The sequence below is a fragment of the Paenibacillus naphthalenovorans genome (assembly GCF_001465255.1).
GTDB classification, from domain to species: domain Bacteria; phylum Bacillota; class Bacilli; order Paenibacillales; family NBRC-103111; genus Paenibacillus_G; species Paenibacillus_G naphthalenovorans.
The window spans coordinates 1043749-1064418 of record NZ_CP013652.1 but is presented as its reverse complement, the minus strand read 5'-3'; the positions used below and the strand labels follow the sequence as shown (position 1 = coordinate 1064418).

Annotated in this window: 19 protein-coding genes; 11 read left to right on the top strand and 8 right to left on the bottom strand. The window is 51.9% G+C overall.

All coding sequences use genetic code 11. The features are described 5' to 3' along the window. Positions 1-22: 22 nt before the first annotated feature. From IJ22_RS05070 to IJ22_RS05045, 6 genes are all read right to left on the bottom strand, one after another. Positions 23-373, bottom strand: coding sequence for a Rieske (2Fe-2S) protein (locus IJ22_RS05070; protein WP_054818094.1), 351 nt, complete (start codon positions 371-373; stop codon positions 23-25). After that, entirely contained in the window at positions 370-1491 is a 1122-nt protein-coding gene (locus IJ22_RS05065) for an amidohydrolase family protein (RefSeq protein ID WP_062407719.1), read from the bottom strand. The genes IJ22_RS05070 and IJ22_RS05065 overlap by 4 nt, the downstream gene beginning before the upstream one ends. A 61-nt stretch (positions 1492-1552) precedes the next feature. After that, positions 1553-2995: an aldehyde dehydrogenase family protein gene (locus tag IJ22_RS05060; protein WP_062407717.1), complete on the bottom strand. Its 1443-nt coding sequence runs from the start codon at positions 2993-2995 to the stop codon at positions 1553-1555. A 25-nt stretch (positions 2996-3020) separates the two neighbouring features. Continuing rightward, positions 3021-4187, bottom strand: a complete 1167-nt coding sequence (locus IJ22_RS05055) for an iron-containing alcohol dehydrogenase (RefSeq protein WP_160327345.1) — start codon at positions 4185-4187, stop codon at positions 3021-3023. 72 nt (positions 4188-4259) lie between these two features. Then, positions 4260-5564, bottom strand: a complete 1305-nt coding sequence (locus IJ22_RS05050) for an MFS transporter (RefSeq protein ID WP_171005930.1) — start codon at positions 5562-5564, stop codon at positions 4260-4262. A 250-nt stretch (positions 5565-5814) separates the two neighbouring features. After that, complete coding sequence (locus tag IJ22_RS05045; protein WP_054818089.1) at positions 5815-6597, bottom strand: IclR family transcriptional regulator; 783 nt, start codon at positions 6595-6597, stop codon at positions 5815-5817. Between the two features lie 510 nt (positions 6598-7107). Here IJ22_RS05045 and IJ22_RS05040 point away from each other — a divergent pair. The 11 genes from IJ22_RS05040 to IJ22_RS04990 all read left to right on the top strand — a co-directional run bounded on the left by IJ22_RS05040 (position 7108) and on the right by IJ22_RS04990 (position 19060). Beyond that, complete coding sequence (locus tag IJ22_RS05040; protein WP_054818086.1) at positions 7108-8313, top strand: pyridoxal phosphate-dependent aminotransferase; 1206 nt, start codon at positions 7108-7110, stop codon at positions 8311-8313. A 338-nt stretch (positions 8314-8651) separates the two neighbouring features. Then, entirely contained in the window at positions 8652-9764 is a 1113-nt protein-coding gene (proB, locus tag IJ22_RS05035) for a glutamate 5-kinase (protein ID WP_062407712.1), read from the top strand. Between the two features lie 55 nt (positions 9765-9819). Next, positions 9820-11085: a glutamate-5-semialdehyde dehydrogenase gene (locus IJ22_RS05030; protein ID WP_201023619.1), complete on the top strand. Its 1266-nt coding sequence runs from the start codon at positions 9820-9822 to the stop codon at positions 11083-11085. Positions 11086-11135: 50 nt separating this feature from the next. Then, the gene (gene proC / locus IJ22_RS05025; protein ID WP_062407707.1) at positions 11136-12005 is read left to right on the top strand and encodes a pyrroline-5-carboxylate reductase; all 870 of its coding nucleotides are present in this window, start codon (positions 11136-11138) and stop codon (positions 12003-12005) included. A gap of 15 nt (positions 12006-12020) precedes the next feature. Next, on the top strand, positions 12021-13298 hold the full coding sequence (locus IJ22_RS05020; RefSeq protein WP_062407706.1) for a 2,3-diketo-5-methylthiopentyl-1-phosphate enolase: 1278 nt from the start codon (positions 12021-12023) through the stop codon (positions 13296-13298). Next, positions 13295-13957: a 2-hydroxy-3-keto-5-methylthiopentenyl-1-phosphate phosphatase gene (locus IJ22_RS05015; protein WP_062407705.1), complete on the top strand. Its 663-nt coding sequence runs from the start codon at positions 13295-13297 to the stop codon at positions 13955-13957. The genes IJ22_RS05020 and IJ22_RS05015 overlap by 4 nt, the downstream gene beginning before the upstream one ends. Continuing rightward, complete coding sequence (gene mtnB / locus IJ22_RS05010; protein ID WP_062407704.1) at positions 13954-14598, top strand: methylthioribulose 1-phosphate dehydratase; 645 nt, start codon at positions 13954-13956, stop codon at positions 14596-14598. Before IJ22_RS05015 ends, mtnB begins: the two co-directional genes overlap by 4 nt. Positions 14599-14956: 358 nt before the next feature. Next, positions 14957-16507, top strand: coding sequence for a spore germination protein (locus tag IJ22_RS05005; RefSeq protein ID WP_375162523.1), 1551 nt, complete (start codon positions 14957-14959; stop codon positions 16505-16507). A 16-nt stretch (positions 16508-16523) separates the two neighbouring features. After that, positions 16524-17708 carry a Ger(x)C family spore germination protein gene (locus IJ22_RS05000; protein ID WP_062407703.1) on the top strand — a complete coding sequence of 395 codons (1185 nt, stop codon included), beginning with the start codon at positions 16524-16526 and terminating at the stop codon, positions 17706-17708. A gap of 6 nt (positions 17709-17714) precedes the next feature. Continuing rightward, the gene (locus IJ22_RS04995; RefSeq protein ID WP_054818085.1) at positions 17715-17963 is read left to right on the top strand and encodes a hypothetical protein; all 249 of its coding nucleotides are present in this window, start codon (positions 17715-17717) and stop codon (positions 17961-17963) included. A gap of 5 nt (positions 17964-17968) precedes the next feature. Then, entirely contained in the window at positions 17969-19060 is a 1092-nt protein-coding gene (locus IJ22_RS04990; protein ID WP_062407702.1) for a GerAB/ArcD/ProY family transporter, read from the top strand. A 160-nt stretch (positions 19061-19220) separates the two neighbouring features. On the opposite strand, the gene pyrE is transcribed toward IJ22_RS04990, so the two are convergent. Both pyrE and pyrF read right to left on the bottom strand, forming a co-directional pair. Continuing rightward, positions 19221-19862 carry an orotate phosphoribosyltransferase gene (pyrE, locus tag IJ22_RS04985; RefSeq protein WP_269465279.1) on the bottom strand — a complete coding sequence of 214 codons (642 nt, stop codon included), beginning with the start codon at positions 19860-19862 and terminating at the stop codon, positions 19221-19223. A 57-nt stretch (positions 19863-19919) separates the two neighbouring features. Then, positions 19920-20636 carry an orotidine-5'-phosphate decarboxylase gene (gene pyrF / locus IJ22_RS04980; protein ID WP_054818084.1) on the bottom strand — a complete coding sequence of 239 codons (717 nt, stop codon included), beginning with the start codon at positions 20634-20636 and terminating at the stop codon, positions 19920-19922. Between the last annotated feature and the right edge of the window lie 34 nt (positions 20637-20670).

Sequence of the window (20670 nt, the reverse complement as noted above, 5' to 3'; positions counted from 1 at the left end):
CCCAAGTTATTTGTCCGGCAATTTAAACGTGCACCACAATTCTGTCCTCTTCAACGGAAACATCGTATACCTTTACCCTGTACCTGTCCGGATCGACGAGCGACGCTCCTGTCTTTACATTGAATTCCCATCCATGCCAAGGACAAACCAGAATTTCTCCTTCCATACCGTAAATGTATTCATGCGGTTTGGAAGTCAACGTGGTTCCCGAAAAATGGCCTTTGCACAGCTCCGCCTGTTCATGCGGGCACACATTGCGAATGGCATGATAACGCTCGCCATCGTAATAAATCCCGATGCTTCGCCCTTCAATGCTGATGATCTTGCATGTTCCGACTGCGATCTCTCCGACTTCCGCTGCAACGTGCTTCATCCTGTCAGGCCACCTTCTTCCTCTACGGAATAGCTGTCCGTCAGCCCATACAGTTCGGCAGCGTTCTCAAAGGCTATACGGCGGCGCAGCTCCTCCGGCAGTTTTTGGAGGACGAAGGTTGGAGTGTCATTGTCCCAATGTGGGTAATCGGTTGCAAACATGACGGTTTTCTCCGCCCGCATCATGCTGAGCATTTGGATGAGCTCCTGATTGCTCGGCTCCTCGATAGGCTGTGTTGTAAAGCGGCAATGTTCAATGATATATTCGCTTGGTTTCTTTTTCAGCCACGGAACTTCGCTGCGCATGGCCCTGAAATTTTTGTCCATTCTCCACATCAGATGCGGCACCCATGCCAAGCCTCCCTCAATGAAGGCGATTTTCAGGGTTGGGAAGGTTTCAAATACACCCTCGCAAACAATACTGTTGATCTGCGACATATGATGGATCGCCAAAATATTATGGCGTTCAAAATTCGTTGTCGGATAACCCGCTGCCGAAATGGGAGGATTGATCCCGTCTCCTTCGCCGCCGCCGTGGAACGCAACGACCAGATTGTTGCGCACAGCCGCTTCATATATTGGATAATAACGGCGCTGCCCGTAAGGTTCTCTTGACGAGACGGCCATAATCACTTGAACGACTTTCGGATGCGAACCGAGACGGTCGATTTCCTTTGCCGCCAGGAGCGGATCCTGGGTAGCTACAAGGATCGAGGCCAGCCAACGATCGTCCGTCGGAATCCATGTGTCGAGCGTATAGTCATTGAATGCCGAGGCCACAGCCGCCGCGTAATCCGGGTTATTGTGAGCGGAGATCGTAAGCAGGCTGCCCGTAAGAATCGCTTTGCTGATATTGTAGCGGTCAAGCGCATCGGATATGGCATATTCCGGGTCTGAACCGGCAGGCAATCCGTTGCCCGGCGACGCATCCCTGCGGGACAATGGAATGGGTTTAAAAATTGTTATGGGCAGCGAAGCCTCGGGAGCGCTCAACCGGGGCCACCATACCCTGGGAAGATAAGGCTTTAAGTCGTCATAACTTTTTAAGGTTTGGTGAAAATCGCAATCAATAATCCCATGCTTTAACGACTTTTTTGATTTTGCATTGGCGGTAATCATGCGGTTCATCCTTCCTTATTCATTAAGTTTTAATAAACAATGAAATGATTTCGGGGACGTATTACAACCGGTCCTTATAAACGGTCTTCACCTGCGTATAGAATTCAATCGCCGTCTTGCCCTGTTCCCGCGAACCTGTGCTTGAATTCTTGCAGCCGCCGAACGGAACCTGCGGCTCCGCGCCCGCCGTTTCCGAATTGACATGCACAATCCCCGCTTCGATGTCTTCGACAAATCGCTCCGCCAGCGTCAGGTTGTTGGTGCAGATCGCCGCACTCAAGCCAAATTCCGTATCGTTGGCGAGCTCGATCGCTTCATCGTAATTTTTCGCCTTAAACAGCGCGATCACTGGACCGAATATTTCTTCGCGCGCAATTCGCGCATCTCTCGATACATTTTCGAATACGGTCGGCAGCACATAAAATCCGTTTGCAAGCGACGGGTCCGTTGGCCGTTCGCCTCCGCAGAGCAATGTCGCTTCCGCCTTCCCCGCTTCGATCAGCTCCAATACGCCGTCAAGCTGCGATTGGGATACGGCAGGGCCGATGAAGGTGTCCGCATCCAACGGATTGCCCACTTTCAACTGCTTCGTACGTTCGACCAGCCGGTCGCGGAAGACTTCATATATGCCTTCCTCCACAATAACGCGGCTTGTTGCCGTACATTTTTGTCCGGTGGATCTAAATGCCCCGCTAATCGCGATGTCCACCGCTTTCTCCAAGTCGGCATCGGCCAGCACCACAAGCGGATTTTTGCCCCCCATCTCCAATTGGACCTTCTTGCCCGAAGCTACGGCTTGATTCTGAATCTGATGGCCGACTTGGTTGGAGCCTGTAAACGAAATCGCTTTGATATGCGGATTCTCAACCAAAGCCGTACCAATGACGGATCCTCTGCCAAATACGCAATTGACGACGCCTGCGGGCAGTCCCGCTTCATCAAGTGCACTGATGATATGGTAAACGCATTTCGGAGTAATGTCCGCCGGTTTAATCACCACGGTATTCCCGTAAATGAGGGCCGGCGCCATCTTCCACATCGGAATCGCAATCGGAAAATTCCAAGGGGTTATCAATCCGACAGGCCCTACCGGAACACGTGTCGTATACAAGAAGGTTTCCGCATTGACGGAAGGGATCACTTCACCGATCGGCTGCCGGGCTTCCGCCGCATAATATTCCAGAATACTGATCGCACGCCGTGTCTCGCCAATGCCCTCTGCCAATGTTTTTCCTTCTTCCAGCGAGAGGTCACGGCCTACTTCCTCGACTTTTTCGTTCAAAATGGCTGCTGCTTTGATCAAATAGGATGCCCGCTGTTGAAATGAAAGCTTCTTCCATGAAGAAAATGCCTTCTTTGCCGCGGCCGCCGCCTCCTGCACATCTTCCGCCGAACTTGACGGGAATTCTCCCAAAACCTCCTGATTATGCGGACTCAAGTTCAATTTGTAATCTCCTGAAACCGGTTCTTTCCATTGCCCGTTAATGTAGTTTAAATAACGCATAGTTTCTCCTCCTCTAAATTATCTCTCACTCGATAAATCCCAGCGGGCTGTCCCCGGAAAACGATTTTTTATAGATTTGCTCTACATCGCTTATGCTTACCCTTCTTGGATTGATAGCGACATTTCCGCTTTTGAAGGTGTCCTCGATCATGCCGGGGATCAGTTCTTCATTCACTCCAAGTGCTTTAAACGATTTGGGAATGCCAAGCTGATGGTTTAATTTGATAACCTCCTTTACTCCCTCCACGGCGGCCGCCATTTCATTTTCCTGCGGCGAGATCCCCAAGGCGTTGGCCGCCAGCGCATACGCATGCGGATTACCGACCAAATTAAAGGACATCACATAGGGCAATAAAACGGCATTGGCTACACCATGCGGAATCCCCGCAAAACCGCTGACAGGGTGCGACATGGCGTGAACCAGGCCTAAACGCGATACGGTAAAGGCGATGCCTGCCAATGTGCTGGCATACAGCATCCGGCCAAGATCGGTAATGTTTCCGTTGGCCGCCGCAGGCCTCAAGGATTTGCCGATCAGACGGATCGCCTCCAAAGCGCAGGAATCCCCATACCAATTTTGAATGTTATTCGTTAAAGCTTCGATGGCATGAGTCAATGCATCCATACCGGTAGAAGCAACCAGATGAGGAGGAAGACTAAGCAGCAAATTCGGATCTAATATAGCCACTTTCGGGATGATGTAGGATGATATAATGGGCTTCTTGAAATGATTCTCATCTGTGACTACCGTTACATTCGTTACTTCCGACCCCGTCCCGCATGTTGTCGGTACAGTAATCAACGGCGGAAGCTGATTTTTAATCTGGTCTATTCCCGTATAGCTCATGATGGGTTCCGAATTGGTAACCAGGACTCCGGCCGCTTTGGCGGTATCAATGGAGCTTCCACCACCCACAGCCAAAATGCCGTCGCATTGTTCAGAAAAATAAAATTCCTTTGCCTGCTCCACACACGCTATATTGGGATCGGGCAGTACCCTGTCATATATCGCAAACTGTATATGGCTGTCGGCCAAGCTTTGAGTCATGTTCTCCAGCAAACCGGACTGAATGACTCCTTTATCCGTAACAATCATGACTCGTTTGCACTTTAGTGAATCGAATTCACTACCTATACGCGTACTGCTGCCTATTCCAAATTCAATTCTGACCGGTAAAAAAACGGAAGACAAGATCATCCACTCCTTTTTGATTTCAATCCGATTATTTTTTTATATATTTAGGTAAATCGAATCCGGTGGTGCTTATAAGTCCAAATTTTTCCCTTCGCGTATGGCAAAAAGCGAAATAAGAGAAATGATACAGGCGGCGACAATGTATAAAGCTACCGGTACCCAGGAATCATTGAAAGCATTAAGCAGTGCAAGCGCAACCATCGGCGTTGTACCTCCGAACACTGCGGCACCCAACTGATTCCCGACAGAAATGCCCGTATAACGTATATTCGTGCTGAAAATCTCGGAGAACATCGTTCCCATCACAGCCTCCAGCGGAGCCCATATAATGCCGATCGCGATAATCGTCGCTACGGTCAACCATATGGCAGACTGCAGCGATAGCAAATAAAAATACGGGAAGGCAAACAGCAGCATCGCGATGGTTCCGCCAATGTAAAGCGGCTTTCTGCCGACTTTATCCGAAAGTTTCCCCATCAAAGGGATCATGAATATGGTTACCAGATTGGCAATGGCTACGGCATTAAGAACAGTAGACGTTTGATACCCCAGATACCCCGTAGCGTAAGCGATTACAAAAGTAGCAAAAATATAATAGGGCGAGGTTTCAACAAATTTGGCGCCGGCAGTAATGAACACGGATTTCCAGTGATACCGGAACGTATCCACCAGCGGCATCTTGGCGATATCGCCGCTCTCTTTTGCTTCCTGGAAAACCGGCGTCTCTTCGATGCCTTTACGAATCCAAAGACCTACAATAATCAATACAGCGCTAAGGATAAAAGGCAGCCTCCAGCCCCATGAGAGAAATTGTTCCTCCGGCAGATTGCTTAACAGCGAGATGGCAACAGTTCCCAGAAGCATTCCGACGGGTACGCCCAGCTGCGGGATACTCCCGAAGAACCCTCGGTTCTTTTTGGATGAATATTCTACGGCCAACAGTACGGAACCGCCCCACTCCCCGCCGATCCCAAGGCCCTGGCACAATCTCAAAAAGACGAGCAGGATAGGAGCCCAAATCCCGATAGCATTATAATCCGGCAATAAACCGATCAGTACGGTTGCTCCGCCCATCAGCATTAAAGTTAACATCAGCGTCTTTTTTCTACCGATTTTATCGCCGATATGACTAAATACAATACCTCCTAAGGGACGAATGAAAAACGAGAGCCCGAACGACATATAGGCCAGCAGTAAGCCTACTATGGGATCATCGCTGGGAAAATACAGTTTATTAAATACCAATGCAGCCATGGAACCGTAAAGAAAAAAATCAAACCACTCGATGGAGCTTCCAACCATACTTGCCAACAATGCTCTGTTTGCTTTTTTCTTATTTATCTCCGGTGGAGCTGCAATTTGAACTTGAGCCATTGTATCCCCCGCTTTAGCAAGTGATTTTTTCTAACAAAGTTCTATCCGCCTTTATAATATAACGCTTTCAGTAACTCGAAAAACAGGCATGCTGCACCGCTGAACACACGTTAAAAAACATGCTGCCATTCAATTTTTTCCGTTGGTGTGATAAACTTAATGATGGAGGTGCATCTTTTCAAATGGGAGTTTGGTCGCTTGCCATTTATTATGAAAAGATCCCTCTTTTTTTGTCCAAAGCGCCGTCGTGTCAGCTTGTCACTTCCATTGGAGCGTATCCCAATTTGGCTGATACCTTGGAAGTCGTTTCAAGCAAATGCTTTACCAATTCTTTTTCTTTGGACATGATTCGAATGGTTGGCGCACAGATGCTGATCGCCGCCGCTATCGAGCCATTTCTGGAAAACACCGGGGCGGATAGACACGAAATCCCGTTTTCGAAAGTTTCATACGAAAGATAGTAGCCCAGCTTCCGGATTTGCGCCAGCTCCAGCCGGAAAATATTGGGATCCACCGTGGTGTGCGAAGTATACGGCTCCAGTTTGGTCGTCGATAAATAATGCTCCACCTTTGCTTCATCGCTGAAAGCCAGCAAGACTTTTCCGAGTGCCGTGGAATACGGCGGCGACGTTAATGACAAGTGAAACTGCAACCGTAAGGATGAATCATTCGAAACGACCCGATCCAGCAACACGACAACATTGGCATCCAGTACACCTAAGTGAACGAGTTCATTCGTAACTTTAGCCAATTCTACCAATGAAGGATGGGTCACCTTGCGAATATCCAACCGCTTTTCAAAGGCATATCCCAATTCAAGGCAGGCCAAGCCCAGCTGGTAATTTCCTGTACTGGAATCCTGGGTAATAAATTGCTTCTCCTTTAAGCCATCCAATATTTTTAACAAGTAGCTTTTTCGGATTTTTAAAAGCTCCGACATTTCAACCAAAGAAAGCTCGCTTTTATCTTTAAAAGCCAGCAGGATGTCTAAAGCATGAGCTACGTTGCCGTAGGAGCTTTTTGCAGTCTCCATTTGATTTCACCTCCTCTTTTTGGTAAATTCCGTTCACTAAACTGATTTTATTATCAAAAGGAAAAAAAATCAATACTTTTTAATCGATACCATAGTATGTTTTTCCGCGAACCATGATTCCGTCCGCCATGAATTCAGCACATATTTATATCCGGCACAGGCTCCGCAGCAAAGTCAATCCGTTGTTTTGACCTTACTTTAATTAGTGAATGATATTTACTAAAAAAGACGATTCCCCTCTCTTCTCCGATCATGTTTCCTGCTGTTCGCCGCATTCCTGCCAACGTTTCGTGTATCCTGAACGGGAAGATCGCAGAAACATGCCGTCAGCCGACCGGTTATATCATTTTTTATATCATTTTTCGTCCTTTTCCTTCATGGTTTTGCAAACCTTCTGTACCTGCAGGTTTTTTCATGTTACATTAGTTTTATCCGCCTTTCATCTATATGAAGCGCAGGATCATTTTGCGTTTGCGAACCATTTTTGAACCCATTGGAGTGACCTTTCGAATGAATAATGCAGCCCAAAGCGCCGTCAGCGCTTTTCCGATTCAACCTGCGCAGCGTCTTGTTGACCTGCCCACACAGTTTTTCGCCAAGCTCGTGCGCAAAGCGAACGAACAAACCGCTGCGGGCCATGACGTTATTAATTTGGGACAGGGTAATCCTGACCGTCCAACCCCTCCTCATATTGTGAAAGCATTGCAGGAAGCTGCGGAAAATCCGCTGTACCACCGCTATCCCCCCTTTAACGGCTATTTGTTTTTAAAAGAAGCCGTAGCCAAGCGGTACAGGGAGGATTACGGCGTCGAGCTCGACCCGGAAAAGGAAGTGGCGATTTTGTTCGGCGGCAAAACCGGGCTTGTCGAGATCGCGCAGTGCCTGCTGAACCCCGGAGACGTATGTCTTGTTCCCGATCCCGGATATCCCGATTACTGGTCCGGCGTCGCGCTGTCCGGAGCCCGTATGGCCTTCATGCCGCTGCGCGAAGCGAACGCTTTTCTTCCGGACTACAGTGCGCTGTCTTCCGATGAGATCAACAAAGCGAAACTGATGTTTATCAACTACCCGAATAATCCGACGGGCGTAACCGCTCCCGCTTCCTTTTATAAGGAAACCGTCGATTTCGCCGCCAGGAACGGCATTGTAGTGGCCAGCGACTTTGCATACGGCGCCATCGGCTTCGACGGACAGCAGCCGATCAGCTTCCTGCAGACTCCGGGGGCCAAAGAAGTAGGCATCGAATTCTACACGCTCTCCAAAACGTACAACATGGCCGGCTGGCGCGTCGGCTTCTGTCTGGGCAATGCCGAGGTCGTCCGGATGATCAATTTGATCCAGGACCATTATTACTGCAGTCTGTTCGGCGGCATCCAGGAAGCGGCGTCCGTGGCGCTGACCGGCCCTCAGGATTGCGTAAAGGAGCTTGTCTCGGTCTACCAGAGCCGCAGAGACGCCCTGTTCGGAGCGCTCGACAGCATCGGCTGGAAAGCAAACCGTTCGCAAGGATCTTTCTTTACGTGGCTGCCCGTTCCCAAAGGGTATTCTTCCGAATCGCTGGCCGACATGCTGCTGGACAAAGCGAAGATCGTCGTCGCACCGGGCGTCGGCTTTGGAGAACACGGGGAAGGCTATGTCCGTCTTGGCCTGCTCAGCACGGAGGCCAGACTCAAGGAAGCGATAGCACGCATCCAAGCGCTCGGTTTGTTCGGATAATCCGGCCGGCGGCCGGGCGGCCGCGCTTCCCGCCTTTACAAACCTTACCACGCATGTTATTCTTAAATGAAAAGCAAACGTTATGACGGGACTAGTAGGAAGCCCCCTGCACGTCCAGAGAGTAAATTCCGATGGCTGCGAGAATTTACCGTGGAGCCTTCCGAACCCGCCCCTGAACTGCCAACGAAGAGTTGGACGGCACTCCCTGCCGTTACCGGGGACGGAGACGGATGATTTTTCATCAAGTAAGGTGGTACCGCGGAAGTAGAGGCTTTCGTCCTTAGCAGGACGGGGCCTTTTTGTATTGATAAGACAAAGTAAGGAAAAGAGTGATCCAGATGCAGCAAACGATTGTAGTCAAAATCGGCAGCAGCTCGCTCACCTCCGATGAAGGCGGTTTGAACCAAGCCAAAATCCGTTTTTTTGCCGCGGAGCTTGCTCAGCTCCGCAGACAAGGGTATGCTGTGCTGCTTGTTACTTCAGGCGCAGTGGCGGCAGGCTTTCGGGAAATGGGCTATACCGTACGTCCCAAGCTGCTGCACGAGAAGCAGGCTTCCGCTTCCGTCGGCCAGGCGCTGCTTATGCAGGCCTACCAAGCGGCTTTCGGGCAGCATGAGATCCGTGTCGGACAAATCCTGCTGACCCGCTCCGATTTTGTAAGCCGTAAACGAATCCATAACGCTCAGATGACGATAGAGGAATTGTTGCGGCACGGCATCCTGCCAATTATCAACGAGAATGATACCGTCTCCGTCGACGAGCTCAAATTCGGCGACAACGACACCCTGTCCGCGCTGGTAGCCAATCTCGTCCGTGCCCGCAGGCTGGTGATCATCACCGATACCGACGGACTGTATACGGCAGACCCGCGCAAGAACGCCGGGGCCAAACGGATCGACCGCGTATCTGAGATTGACGAGGAAGTGTACAGCATCGCCGGCGACTCCGGCTCCATGGTCGGAACCGGCGGCATGCGCTCCAAGGTCGAGGCGGCCCGGATTGCGATGCGCGGCGGCGTACCCGTATTCGTCGGGCGCGTCGCAGACCCGGGCGATATGCTGCTTGTCGTTGAAGGAACGGGTAAGGGCACTTACTTTGATACGAGCGCGCACAATCTCCCGATGAAAAAGCAGTGGCTCGGTTTTCACTCTCAGCCGCACGGCAAGGTTATCGTGGACGAAGGCGCGGAGATTGCCCTGGTAACGCGCGGCAAAAGCCTGCTCCCGGCAGGCGTCAAGGAAGTTATAGGCGACTTTCATCCCGGCGACGTCATTGAAGTGGCCGGACCTACGCTCCGGACGATCGGCCGCGGTGTCGTGAACTATGCCGCATGGCAGCTTCAAGCCGTCCGGGGTCTCAGCACCGAAGAAGTCCAAAAAAGAATTGACGTTTCCCGGATCGAAGTCATTCACCGGGACGAATGGATTACGCTCTCTACAGCGGTCAAATGAACGGTGCCGTTCATTCATCAATCGTATCCTAAAGGAGATGGTCATCGTGACGAACATGGATCAAACTTTAGCTCCCAGCGAAGTGGTCGAGAAGGCCAGGCTTGCAAAGCAAGCCGCGCCGAAGCTGAATCTGTTGACAACGGAGCAAAAAAACAACGCCTTGCTGCGCATGGCGGATGCCCTGGTGCAGGAAGCCGATTCGATCATTGCCGCCAATGCGGAAGATTTGCATCGCGGAAGGGAGAGCGGTATCACCACGTCCCTTCTCGACAGGCTGGCGCTGAACGTCCAGCGCATCGAAGCCATGGCCGAAGGCTTGCGGCAGGTCGTGGCGCTGCCCGACCCGATTGGCGATACGCTGGAGGAGTTCGAACGTCCGAACGGCTTGAAGATCCGCAAGGTGCGGGTGCCGATCGGCGTCATCGGGATGATCTATGAAGCCCGTCCTAACGTTACGGTCGACGCCGCGGGCTTGTGCCTGAAAACCGGTAACGCGGTTGTGCTGCGCGGCGGCTCATCCGCCCTTTACTCTAACAAACGTATAGTGGAGGTTCTTCACGCCGCGCTGGCCCAAACGGATGTCCCTACGGATGCGCTGCAGCTGATCATGGATCCAAGCCGTTCTTCCGTCGACGAAATGCTGAAGCTCAACGGTCTGCTCGATGTGCTGATTCCACGGGGCGGGGCCTCGCTGATTCAAAATGTAGTGAAAAACGCCACTGTACCGGTCATCGAAACCGGAGCCGGCATCTGTCACACCTTCATTGACGAAAGCGCGCAGCCGGATATGGCTCTTCAGATCGCCATTAATGCCAAGGTTCAGCGTCCTTCGGTTTGCAACGCGATGGAGACGCTGCTGGTGCACCGCAAATTCGCCGAGCGTCATCTTGGAATCATTGGAGAACAGTTTACACAGCATCGGGTGGAACTGCGCGGCAACGAGGCCGCACGGAAGCTTGTGCCGTCCATCGCGGCCGCTTCCGATAAAGACTGGGATACCGAATATAATGATTACATCCTCAATGTGAGGGTTGTCGACAGCCTTGACGAAGCGCTGGAGCATATCCGCCGCCACGGCACGATGCACTCGGAGTGTATCGTCACCGAGAATGCCGCCAACGCGGAACGCTTCCTCACGGAAGTGGATGCGGCCGCCGTCTATCATAATGCCTCCACCCGATTCACCGATGGCTTTGAATTCGGCTTCGGCGCAGAGATCGGCATCAGCACGCAGAAGCTGCATGCCCGTGGTCCAATGGGCTTGCCGGCCTTGACCTCAAGCAAATTCCGCATTGTCGGAAACGGACAAATCCGTGGATAAGAGCATGCCTTTGGCCTCTCTTTTTTCCACGCAGTAAAGGAGTAACCCAGATGACCTCATCCTTGTCTCATATGAAATTCACGTTTATCGGCGCCGGCTCGATGGCCGAAGCGATCATTCGCGGACTGATCACCAAAGGCGGCGTGCACGGTGAAAATATTTTTGTCATCAACCGCTCTAACCGCGCCCGGCTCGAAGAGCTCCGCGAGCGTTACGGCATCCGCAGTTCCGTCAACGAATTGGAAAAAGACGACGCCATCCGAACGGGGCATATCGTCGTTCTGGCCTTTAAACCGAAAGATGCCCTTGAGGGTCTGTCCAAGATCAAGCATCTGATAAGGCCCGAGCAGCTGCTTGTATCCGTCATCGCCGGCCTGACGATCGATACCATGCAAACACTGCTCGACGCAGCGGATTACTCTATCGTCAGAACCATGCCGAATACGTCGAGCACCATCGGCCTCGGGGTGACCGGAATGAGCTTTTCCCCGAATGTCACGCCGGCAGGCCGTCAGCTTGCCGTCCAAATGTTTGAATCGGCCGGCATCGTATCCACTGTGGAAGAGCCGCTGCTTGACACAATTACCGGTGTTTCCGGGAGCGGACCGGCTTACATTTATTATATGATGGAAGCCATGATCCAGGGCGGCGTTCAGGGAGGGCTTGAACCTGAAGAAGCGCGGCGGCTTGTCGTTCAAACGGTCCTTGGCGCTGCCAGTATGGTACAGGCCACCGGGGAAGATCCTGCCGATTTGCGCCGGAAGGTCACTTCGCCTAACGGGACGACTCAGGCCGCGCTGGAGACGCTTGATCGTCACGGATTCCCGGAAGCGGTCGCGAAGGCCGTGCTCCGCGCCGCCGAACGCGCCGGTGAGCTGGGTGCGGCGATCAGCGCCTCCGTCACTTCCCAAACCAAGTAAAGTAGGTGTCATGCAATGAATGTGGAAACCCATGGCGCATATTGCGTAGCGACCTATCGCTGCTACGACGAAAAAGCCGATTTTCATAAGAAAGCGGCTGGCATCGCCGTCGGATTAACCGTCGGAAGCTGGACAGACCTGCCGCAAGCGCGCAAGGCCGAAATGGAAAAGCATTTGGGCCGCGTAGTTCGCGTGGAGGTTCATGAGCCTGCGGCCGGAGAGTCCGCATCCGAAAGATACGCCGATATTCAAATCGCTTATCCCGATATCAATTTCAGCCGCGACATCCCTGCCCTGCTCGTCACGGTATTCGGCAAGCTGTCGATGGACGGCCGCATCAAGCTGATCGATCTCTCGTTCTCCGAAGCTTTCTTATCCGCCTTTCCCGGGCCGAGATACGGTATTCAGGGCGTCCGCGACCTGCTCGGTATTCACGACCGGCCGCTGTTAATGAGCATTTTCAAATCGGTCATCGGCCACGATCTTCCGGCCCTGCGCGAGCAGTTCCTGCAGCAGGCCTTAGGCGGCGTCGATTTGATTAAGGACGACGAAATCCTGTTCGAGAACCCGCTAACCCCGATCGAGCGGCGTGTGGAGGCCTGCATGCAGGCCGCGGCGGAAGCACAGAAAGCAACCGGGCAAAAGCTGCTGTATGCCGTCAATCTGACAGGCCCGACCTTCGGTTTGATTGAGCAGGCCCGTAAAGCCATCGATGCCGGGGCGAATGCGCTGCTCTTCAACGTACTGGCTTACGGCTTCGATGCCTTGGCCGAGTTAAGCCGGCATCCGGATATCCGCGTGCCGATTATGGCCCACCCGGCTATGGCAGGAGCGTTCTACCCGTCTCCATATCACGGGATCGCAGCCAGCGTTCTGCTCGGCAAGCTGATGCGGCTGGCAGGAGCGGATCTCGTCTTGTTCCCCTCCCCTTACGGCTCGGTCGTGATGCCGCGGGAAGAGAATATGGCGATCAAAGAAGCGCTGCTGACCACAGACGCATCGGCATATGCCTTGTCCGCAAACGGACAAGCCCCGCTGGCGCAGAGCTTTCCTGTTCCGTCTGCGGGCATTCACCCCGGACTCGTGCCTCTGATCCTCAAGGATTTCGGCGATCAAGTCGTCGTCAATGCCGGAGGCGGAGTCCATGGGCATCCGATGGGCGCCGCGGCGGGAGGCCGCGCCTTCCGTCAAGCCATCGCCGGCTGCCTGGCTGGCAGACCGCTTCGCGAATATGCGGCTGACGGGCACGCGGAGCTGCAAGCGGCGATCGACGCCTGGGGGATCAAGGAATGAGCAAAAATCGGATTATTTTTTGCGATTTCGACGGAACCATCACGGTGAACGACAACATTGTAGCGATCATGAAGCATTTTCAGCCTCCGGGCTGGGACGCGCTCGTGGATCAGGTGATTCACAAAAAGATATCGATTCGCGAAGGCGTCGGGCGCATGTTCGCCCTGCTCCCCACTTCGATGCATCAGGAAGTTGTAGATTATGCCATAGGCAACGTAACGATCCGCGCCGGATTTCGGGAGCTGCTTGAATACTGCAGCCGCGAGGACGTGCATTTTCTGGTGACCAGCGGCGGAATCGACTTTTTTGTCTACCCCGTTCTGTCGCAGTTCCCGATCCCGCAGGAGAACATTTACTGCAACGGCAGCGACTTCAGCGGATCGCATATTCGGATCGAATGGCCGCATGCCTGCGACGAGCATTGCGCAAACGACTGCGGCATGTGCAAGACGACCATCATCCGTCAATATCCTGCCGAGTCATACGAGCGCATTTTGATCGGAGACAGCGTCACCGATTTTGAAGGGGCCAAGCTCGCGGACATCGTCTTTGCCCGCGCGCATTTGGTGCAGCTCTGCAAGGAGCTGAACTTGAATTATTACCCCTTTGAAAATTTTTTCGATGTCATTAAGCAGCTTGAGGAGATGAGAACACGTTGAGTTTCGACGCCATTCGTTTAGAAGAAAAGCAGCAGGCGTTTGCCGAGCTTCGCGAAGTCAAAACGATTTTTGCCGAGCGGGGATGGTTTCCGGGCACAAGCGGCAATTTGTCCATTCGCACGGGTGAGTTCTCCCCGGATCAGTTCGCTTTTGCAATCACCTCCAGCGGAAAAGACAAGTCCGTCCATACCCCCTCCGATTACTTGCTGGTGGACCAGAACGGCAAGCCGATGGAAGCGACCGGGTTGAAGCCGTCTGCGGAGACGCTGATCCACTGTGAAATTTACCGTGCGACCGGGTGCGGCGCCATTTTTCATGTACATACGGTATTCAATAACCTGGTGTCCGAGCTGTACGGAGAGCACGGCAGCGTACCTGTAGACGGCGTAGAACTGATCAAGGCGTTCAACATTTGGGAAGAGGAAGCGCAAATCGAAATTCCGATTCTGCCCAACTACGCCGACATTCCGAGCATTGCCAAGCTTGTAAAAGGAGCGATTGTCCCCCGTATTCCCGGTATCCTGCTGCGTAAGCACGGAATTTATGCCTGGGGAGCGAACGCCTTCGAAGCGAAGCGGCATCTCGAAGCATTCGAATTCCTGTTCGAATATGCTTACCGCCTTGCTCTGCTCAAAAAATAACGGATACCGCAAAAAACTCCAATTAATCAACACTGAAATGCACCCCTTAGAATAGACATTGGAACCCCCCCTTCGGGTTATTCCGATTCTTTCTAGGGGTGTATTTTTATGACGATCAAAGGTCATAAGTTTAAGCTTGATCCGGAATCCAAAATCTCTACAGCGATAATAAACGCGGGTAAAAAAATGTGCGTTAATTCCAAGTATTTGCATATTTGGATCATGAACGAACCATACTAGGAAAAACAAGAATGAGAACAGTGGTATTTCGCTCTTGGCGGTTTTATCCACTGACCACCAGACTGAATTTTCCACGAGAGGGGATTGTTATGGGTAAAAAAAAACGTTCTTGAATCGTCTGCTGCGTTCTGATCGGCAACAGTCTGCAAATGCCGGATTGCAAGACAAAGATCCGAAAACCCAAACCGGATTTTCCGAACATCTGGACGAAAACCTTCAACTGCTTCAGAGCATTTATGCGAATTGTTCCGACGTCATTTTTCACGACTTTTTCATTGGCGATCAAACCAAAGCCGTGCTTATTTACATCGAAGGTCTTACTCATGTCGAAGAGGTCGATCAGCATGTACTCGCGCCGCTCCAGCAGGAATTCCCTCTGGAGCATACCCTTTCGAACATTCGAAAGAAAATTGCCGTCTCATCCATCAAACCTGTGAAAACCGTCGCTGATGCCATTGAAGAAATATCCGGCGGGAATCCCGTCCTGCTCATGGATCGGGAAGGCCAAGGATTGTCGGTCGGATTGTCCAAGTGGGATAAACGTTCAATTGAAGAGCCTACGGCCGAGTCGGTTTTACGGGGACCAAGAGAAGGATTCATCGAATCGCTAAGGACCAATACGACTTTGCTGCGGCGGAAAGTAAGAAGTCCGAATTTGAAAATCAAAGCGATGAACATCGGAACCTATTCCGTAACGCCGATCGCCATTGCCTATATCGAGGGAATTGCAGCTCCCGCATTAGTCGAGGAAATGATGAGCCGGTTACGGCGGATTGAGATCGACGGCATGTTGGCAAGCGTGTATATCGAGGAATTTATTGAAGACAATCCTTATTCCCCTTTCCCTCAGCTTCTTTCGACGGAACGGCCTGATGTGGCAAGCGCCTACTTGCTGGAAGGGCATGTCGCCGTCTTGGTCGACGGAACCCCCAGTGTGCTGGTCGCTCCGGTGACGTTTTTATCCATGCTGCAATCACCTGAAGATTATTATGAGCGATACGTTGTGGGTACGGCGATCCGTTGGCTGCGTTATTTGTTTTTTTCCATCTCTTTGCTGGGGCCATCCATTTACGTCGCCGTCATTACGTTTCACCAGGAAATGATTCCGCCCTCCCTTCTGTTAACCATGGTGAAATCGCGTGAACAAGTACCGTTTCCCGCTATTGCGGAGGCCTTGCTGATGGAATCCATGTTTGAAGCGCTGCGGGAGGCCGGCGCCAGACTCCCCAAGCAGATCGGTACAGCCGTCAGCATTGTCGGGGCGCTTGTCATCGGTCAAGCGGCTATTGCAGCCGGAATCGTCTCCGCTCCGATGGTGATGGTTGTGGCCATCACGGGGATCGCTTCATTTATGGCTCCCCGGTTCACCGTTGGAATTGCCGTCAGGCTGCTTCGTTTCCCCATGATGTTCCTTGCAGGGTTCCTGGGAGTCCTTGGTGTGATCCTGGGGGTGATTGTCATTTTGAATCATCTTCTCACTCTTCGTTCTTTTGGGGTGCCTTATTTGTCGCCTCTGGCTCCGTTGAAAGGTCGCGATTTAAAAGATGTCCTTTGGCGGGCTCCGCGTTGGATGATGAACACGCGCCAGCACTTGACCGGAGAATGGAACGAATATCGGCAGCCCCCCGGGCAACGGCCAAATCCAGCCAAAGGGGATGAAGAGGGATAATCGGAAGGGGATTTTCATGCGTACAACAAAACGAAAAAGCGTTTTTGTCCTCTTTTTCCTTTCTATTCATGCACTATGGCTTTCCGGCTGTTGGGACCGTACGGAAGTGAACAATTTGGCGATCATTACAGCTGTCGGTTTGGATTGGACGGAAGATCGCCAATTGGAGCTGTCTGTCAAAATATATCTTACGTCACCTTCATCTTCTCAACAGATGGGAGGGTTCTCCGCCGATAGCGGGGGGACCGGACTGTCGATCGTACGATCGGTGAAAGGACTGACCATGGCGGCTTCGGTTGCCCAATTGCAGCAAGTGCTCACCCGCAAAGTGTTTTGGGGGCAGGCCGAGGTGCTCATTATTGGGGAAAGATTGGCGAAAGAAGGACTTGCCGAACCGATGGAATTTTTTACGCGTCACCCCTCTCCGAGGGAACGCATACAAGTATTCATCAGCAAAGGGTCGGCGAAAGATGTGCTGCAGCTTGACCCCCCTATTGAACGCTCAATTGCCAAAGGGCTGCGGTCAATGGCCGAGTCGCGAATCGGACTGAATATCACGATGAAAGATCTGATGCAAATGATGGCCGGCAGAGCCAGGGCGGCCGTCATTCCATTGGTGGAAATCAAACCGAAACAAGGAATGCAGGAGGCGTTCCCGTTTCTGAATGGAACGGGCATATTAAAAAACGGGAAAATGGTCGGGCGTATGAACGACAGCACAACCCGGGGGATCTTGTGGCTGAGAAACGAAATAAAAAGGGCTACCACGACCATTTCCCCGAAAAACGCCAAAGGCTATGTTTCCTTCCAACTGCTGAGGAGCCATACGGAATTGATTCCGCATATTCATGGGGACGACTGGAGCATCACCGTCCGAATTGACACCCAGGACGACATCATTGAAAATACAACGGGCCTGGATCTTGCCGATCCAAAGTATATCAAAGAGCTGGAAACCGAATTGGCGACCGGTATTGAGCATCGTGTGCACATGGCCCTGACACAAGCGCAGAAAGAAATGAAAGCCGACATATTCGGTTTTGCCGATGCTTTTTACCGCAATTATCCAAAAGAATGGAATCGAAACAAGAATCGCTGGGACGACATCTACCCAAATCTGAAAGTCATGCTGGAGACGGAGCCTAAAATATACAGACCGGGAATGACAGGCAAAAACATTTTCAAGTCGAAACAGGAGTGAGAAAAAATGGAATGGGTGAAGGTCTTGGGAATCGCAGCGGTTTTGGTTTGTATGACCCTGTATGAATGGCCAAGGATGAAAAGGCAAATGAAAAAAGAAAAAACCGCCTTTGCCGCACTAACCGTTTTGGGAGGAATTCTGGCTTGTTTGCTCGTTTTCTATCCGGAAACGCCAGGGCCCACACAATGCATTGACGCCATGTACAAACCGCTGGTAAACGTTGTAGAGAAATGGACTATGGAAAGGAGCGAATGAGAAGGATGCCCGAAAAAACGAGAATTTCCCCCTTACAATTGGGAATGATGATGTATTTGGCCACCACCCCTACCGCGATTCTCACCGCCCCCACGATTACGTACATATTTGCGAAACAGGATCTGTGGATTTCCCCGATATGGGCTTTTAGCGGGTTGATTGCCGTTTATGTCGCGCTGCGGCTCCATAACATGTATCCCGGCCTAAATATTAGCCAAGCAAGCGAACGCATCGTCACCCGGTTGCTCGGAAAAATCATAGGGATCATGTTCTCGTTCTTTTATTTGTATCTCAACGGAATTATCGTACGGGAATACGGCGAATTCGTGGTCGGCGCATTTCTGCTCAACACCCCGCTCATCGTGGTGTCGGGCAGCATGGTTCTGGTATGTGCCATAACCGTACGCGGAGGCGTGGAAATTGTGGGAAGGTTTTCCGAGCTCTTGCTTCCCGTTTTTATCGCCTTTTTTTTACTCATCATTGTTCCGATCATTCCTGATCTGCGTTTTTCAAACATGCTTCCGATCATGGGAGAAGGGATCAGGCCTTCGATCGAGGGGGCTTTCGTCCTGCAAACCTGGTTTGCCGAATTGATCACTGTATCGTTTTTTCTTCCTTATGTAGCTGATCAAAGAAAGGCGAAAACAAGCATCTCGATTACCTTTTTAATAATCATACTGACACTGGTTGTGTCCAATCTGTCGACCCTGCTCCTTCTGGGGGATTTAACAGGCAGTTTTACTTATCCCTTTCTGATCCTTGCGAGGTACATTGACCTGGCCGAGTTTCTCACCCATTTGGAATCGCTGTACATGGCCATTTGGGTGTTGGGCGCGTTTGTGAAAATCTGTGTATTTTTTTATGTGGCCGTTCTTGTCACCTCCCAATGGATGAACCTGTCCGATTATCGACCGCTTGTGTTCCCGTTAGGCTTTCTGTTAGTTTTGTTGAGCATGTGGGTAGCACCCAATTTTCAGGAATTGACGCATGCGATAGCCACGTCCGTAACCCTTTCTGTTTTGACTATGTTCGTGATCGTTCCCTGGCTGCTGTTCTGCATGGCATGGGTGAGAAATCGATTGTTGTCCTGGAGGTAACCCCCCATACCTGACACCGTAAAGATGACGCCCATGCTGCGCACATACTAAACAAGCTGACGCCGGTTATATACCGACGTCAGCTCGCTGCCCAGGTATTTTTCAATGTCCACTACACTAATAAGGGCTTAAAACAGCTGGGTCACCTGGAGTTTTATGCTTATTTCCCGTATTCCGCAGGATTGCTCCGCCATGCTTTAAGCGCCTGCAGGTCCTGCTCCCGGATGCTGCCCGCCTTCAGCGCAACGTCCAGCAGCGTCGTATAATTCGTCAGTGTTTCAAAAGGAATGCCGGCACCTTCGAAGGCTTCTTTTGCCTTGTCGAATTGGTAGGAGAAAATGCCAAGCACGCCAAGCGCCTGTGCCCCGGCGTCGTTCATGGCCAGCGCCACTTTCAGCGAGCTGCCGCCCGTGGAAATCAAATCCTCAATGACGACTGTTTTTTGACCCGGCTTAATGGAGCCTTCGATCAGATTTTCCTTGCCATGCCCCTTGGCCTTATCGCGGACATAAACCATCGGCAGATTCAGCTTCTGGGCCACCCAAGCGGCGTGAGGAATTCCTCCGGTCGCCGCTCCTGCAATGACTTCCACATCCGGGAAGTTGTCGCGGATCAGCGAAACGAATCCTTCTGCAATCCGCTCACGAATTTCAGGGTAAGAAATCGTCAGGCGGTTGTCGCAATAGATCGGAGATTTCAGTCCCGATGTCCAGGTGAACGGCTGATTCGGACGGAGCGCTACGGCTCCGATCGCAAGCAGGTCCGAAGCAATACGTTCTGCCAGCTCATGGTTTGTACGAATGGGTTGCACGCTTAGATCATTCCTCTCCATTTGTTCTTTATATGGTCGGACTTCTCCCTATACGGAGGCCAGAATCGCTTCCAGCGCTCCTCTGGGGTCCGGCGACGCTGTGATCGGGCGACCGATAACGATGAAATCCGTTCCTTGTGCAAAGGCCTCTGCAGGCGTCATCACACGAGACTGATCTCCGATATCCGCGCCTGCAGGACGGATTCCGGGCGTAACGGTCATAAAATCGGGTCCGCATGTCTCTTTGATCCGAACCACTTCCAACGGGGAAGCCACGACTCCGTTCAAGCCGGCCGTCCGGGCCAGCTTGGCATAACGCAGGACGGCATCCTCCACCGTACCTGCGATACCGATCTCCTCATTCATCACCGCAAGGCTTGTGCTCGTCAATTGAGTCACCGCGATTACTGCGGGTCTGTTGCCCGCTTGAAGCCCTTTGTCTACCCCTTCCAACGCCGCTTCCATCATGGTCCTGCCGCCTGCCGCATGCACGTTGAACATGTCCACACCGAGCCTCGTAATGCTTTCCGCGCCGCCCTTGACCGTATTTGGAATATCGTGCATCTTGAGGTCCAAAAACACATGGTAGCCTTGATCCTTGAGCTTTTGGACAAAGGAAGGGCCTGCGCTGTAAAATAGCTGCATGCCCACCTTCATATAGCAAGGAATGCCGGCAAGCGAGCTCACCAGCGCTTCCGCCTGTTGGGCATGGGCATAATCGAGCGCAACCATGATTCGCTCTGCCTTATTCTTGTCAAACGCCATGTTCCCCGCCTCCTGTTCAAGAATGAAGCTGTTT

What these genes read in the sequence shown, in the direction of transcription:
- IJ22_RS05070 (WP_054818094.1), bottom strand. Translation starts at nt 373, where the DNA reads ATGAAGCACGTTGCAGCGGAAGTCGGAGAGATCGCAGTCGGAACATGC.
- IJ22_RS05065 (WP_062407719.1), bottom strand. Translation starts at nt 1,491, where the DNA reads ATGATTACCGCCAATGCAAAATCAAAAAAGTCGTTAAAGCATGGGATT.
- IJ22_RS05060 (WP_062407717.1), bottom strand. Translation starts at nt 2,995, where the DNA reads ATGCGTTATTTAAACTACATTAACGGGCAATGGAAAGAACCGGTTTCA.
- IJ22_RS05050 (WP_171005930.1), bottom strand. Translation starts at nt 5,564, where the DNA reads ATGGCTCAAGTTCAAATTGCAGCTCCACCGGAGATAAATAAGAAAAAA.
- IJ22_RS05045 (WP_054818089.1), bottom strand. Translation starts at nt 6,597, where the DNA reads ATGGAGACTGCAAAAAGCTCCTACGGCAACGTAGCTCATGCTTTAGAC.
- IJ22_RS05040 (WP_054818086.1), top strand. Translation starts at nt 7,108, where the DNA reads ATGAATAATGCAGCCCAAAGCGCCGTCAGCGCTTTTCCGATTCAACCT.
- proB (WP_062407712.1), top strand. Translation starts at nt 8,652, where the DNA reads ATGCAGCAAACGATTGTAGTCAAAATCGGCAGCAGCTCGCTCACCTCC.
- IJ22_RS05030 (WP_201023619.1), top strand. Translation starts at nt 9,820, where the DNA reads ATGGATCAAACTTTAGCTCCCAGCGAAGTGGTCGAGAAGGCCAGGCTT.
- proC (WP_062407707.1), top strand. Translation starts at nt 11,136, where the DNA reads ATGACCTCATCCTTGTCTCATATGAAATTCACGTTTATCGGCGCCGGC.
- IJ22_RS05020 (WP_062407706.1), top strand. Translation starts at nt 12,021, where the DNA reads ATGAATGTGGAAACCCATGGCGCATATTGCGTAGCGACCTATCGCTGC.
- IJ22_RS05015 (WP_062407705.1), top strand. Translation starts at nt 13,295, where the DNA reads ATGAGCAAAAATCGGATTATTTTTTGCGATTTCGACGGAACCATCACG.
- IJ22_RS05000 (WP_062407703.1), top strand. Translation starts at nt 16,524, where the DNA reads ATGCGTACAACAAAACGAAAAAGCGTTTTTGTCCTCTTTTTCCTTTCT.
- IJ22_RS04995 (WP_054818085.1), top strand. Translation starts at nt 17,715, where the DNA reads ATGGAATGGGTGAAGGTCTTGGGAATCGCAGCGGTTTTGGTTTGTATG.
- IJ22_RS04990 (WP_062407702.1), top strand. Translation starts at nt 17,969, where the DNA reads ATGCCCGAAAAAACGAGAATTTCCCCCTTACAATTGGGAATGATGATG.
- pyrF (WP_054818084.1), bottom strand. Translation starts at nt 20,636, where the DNA reads ATGGCGTTTGACAAGAATAAGGCAGAGCGAATCATGGTTGCGCTCGAT.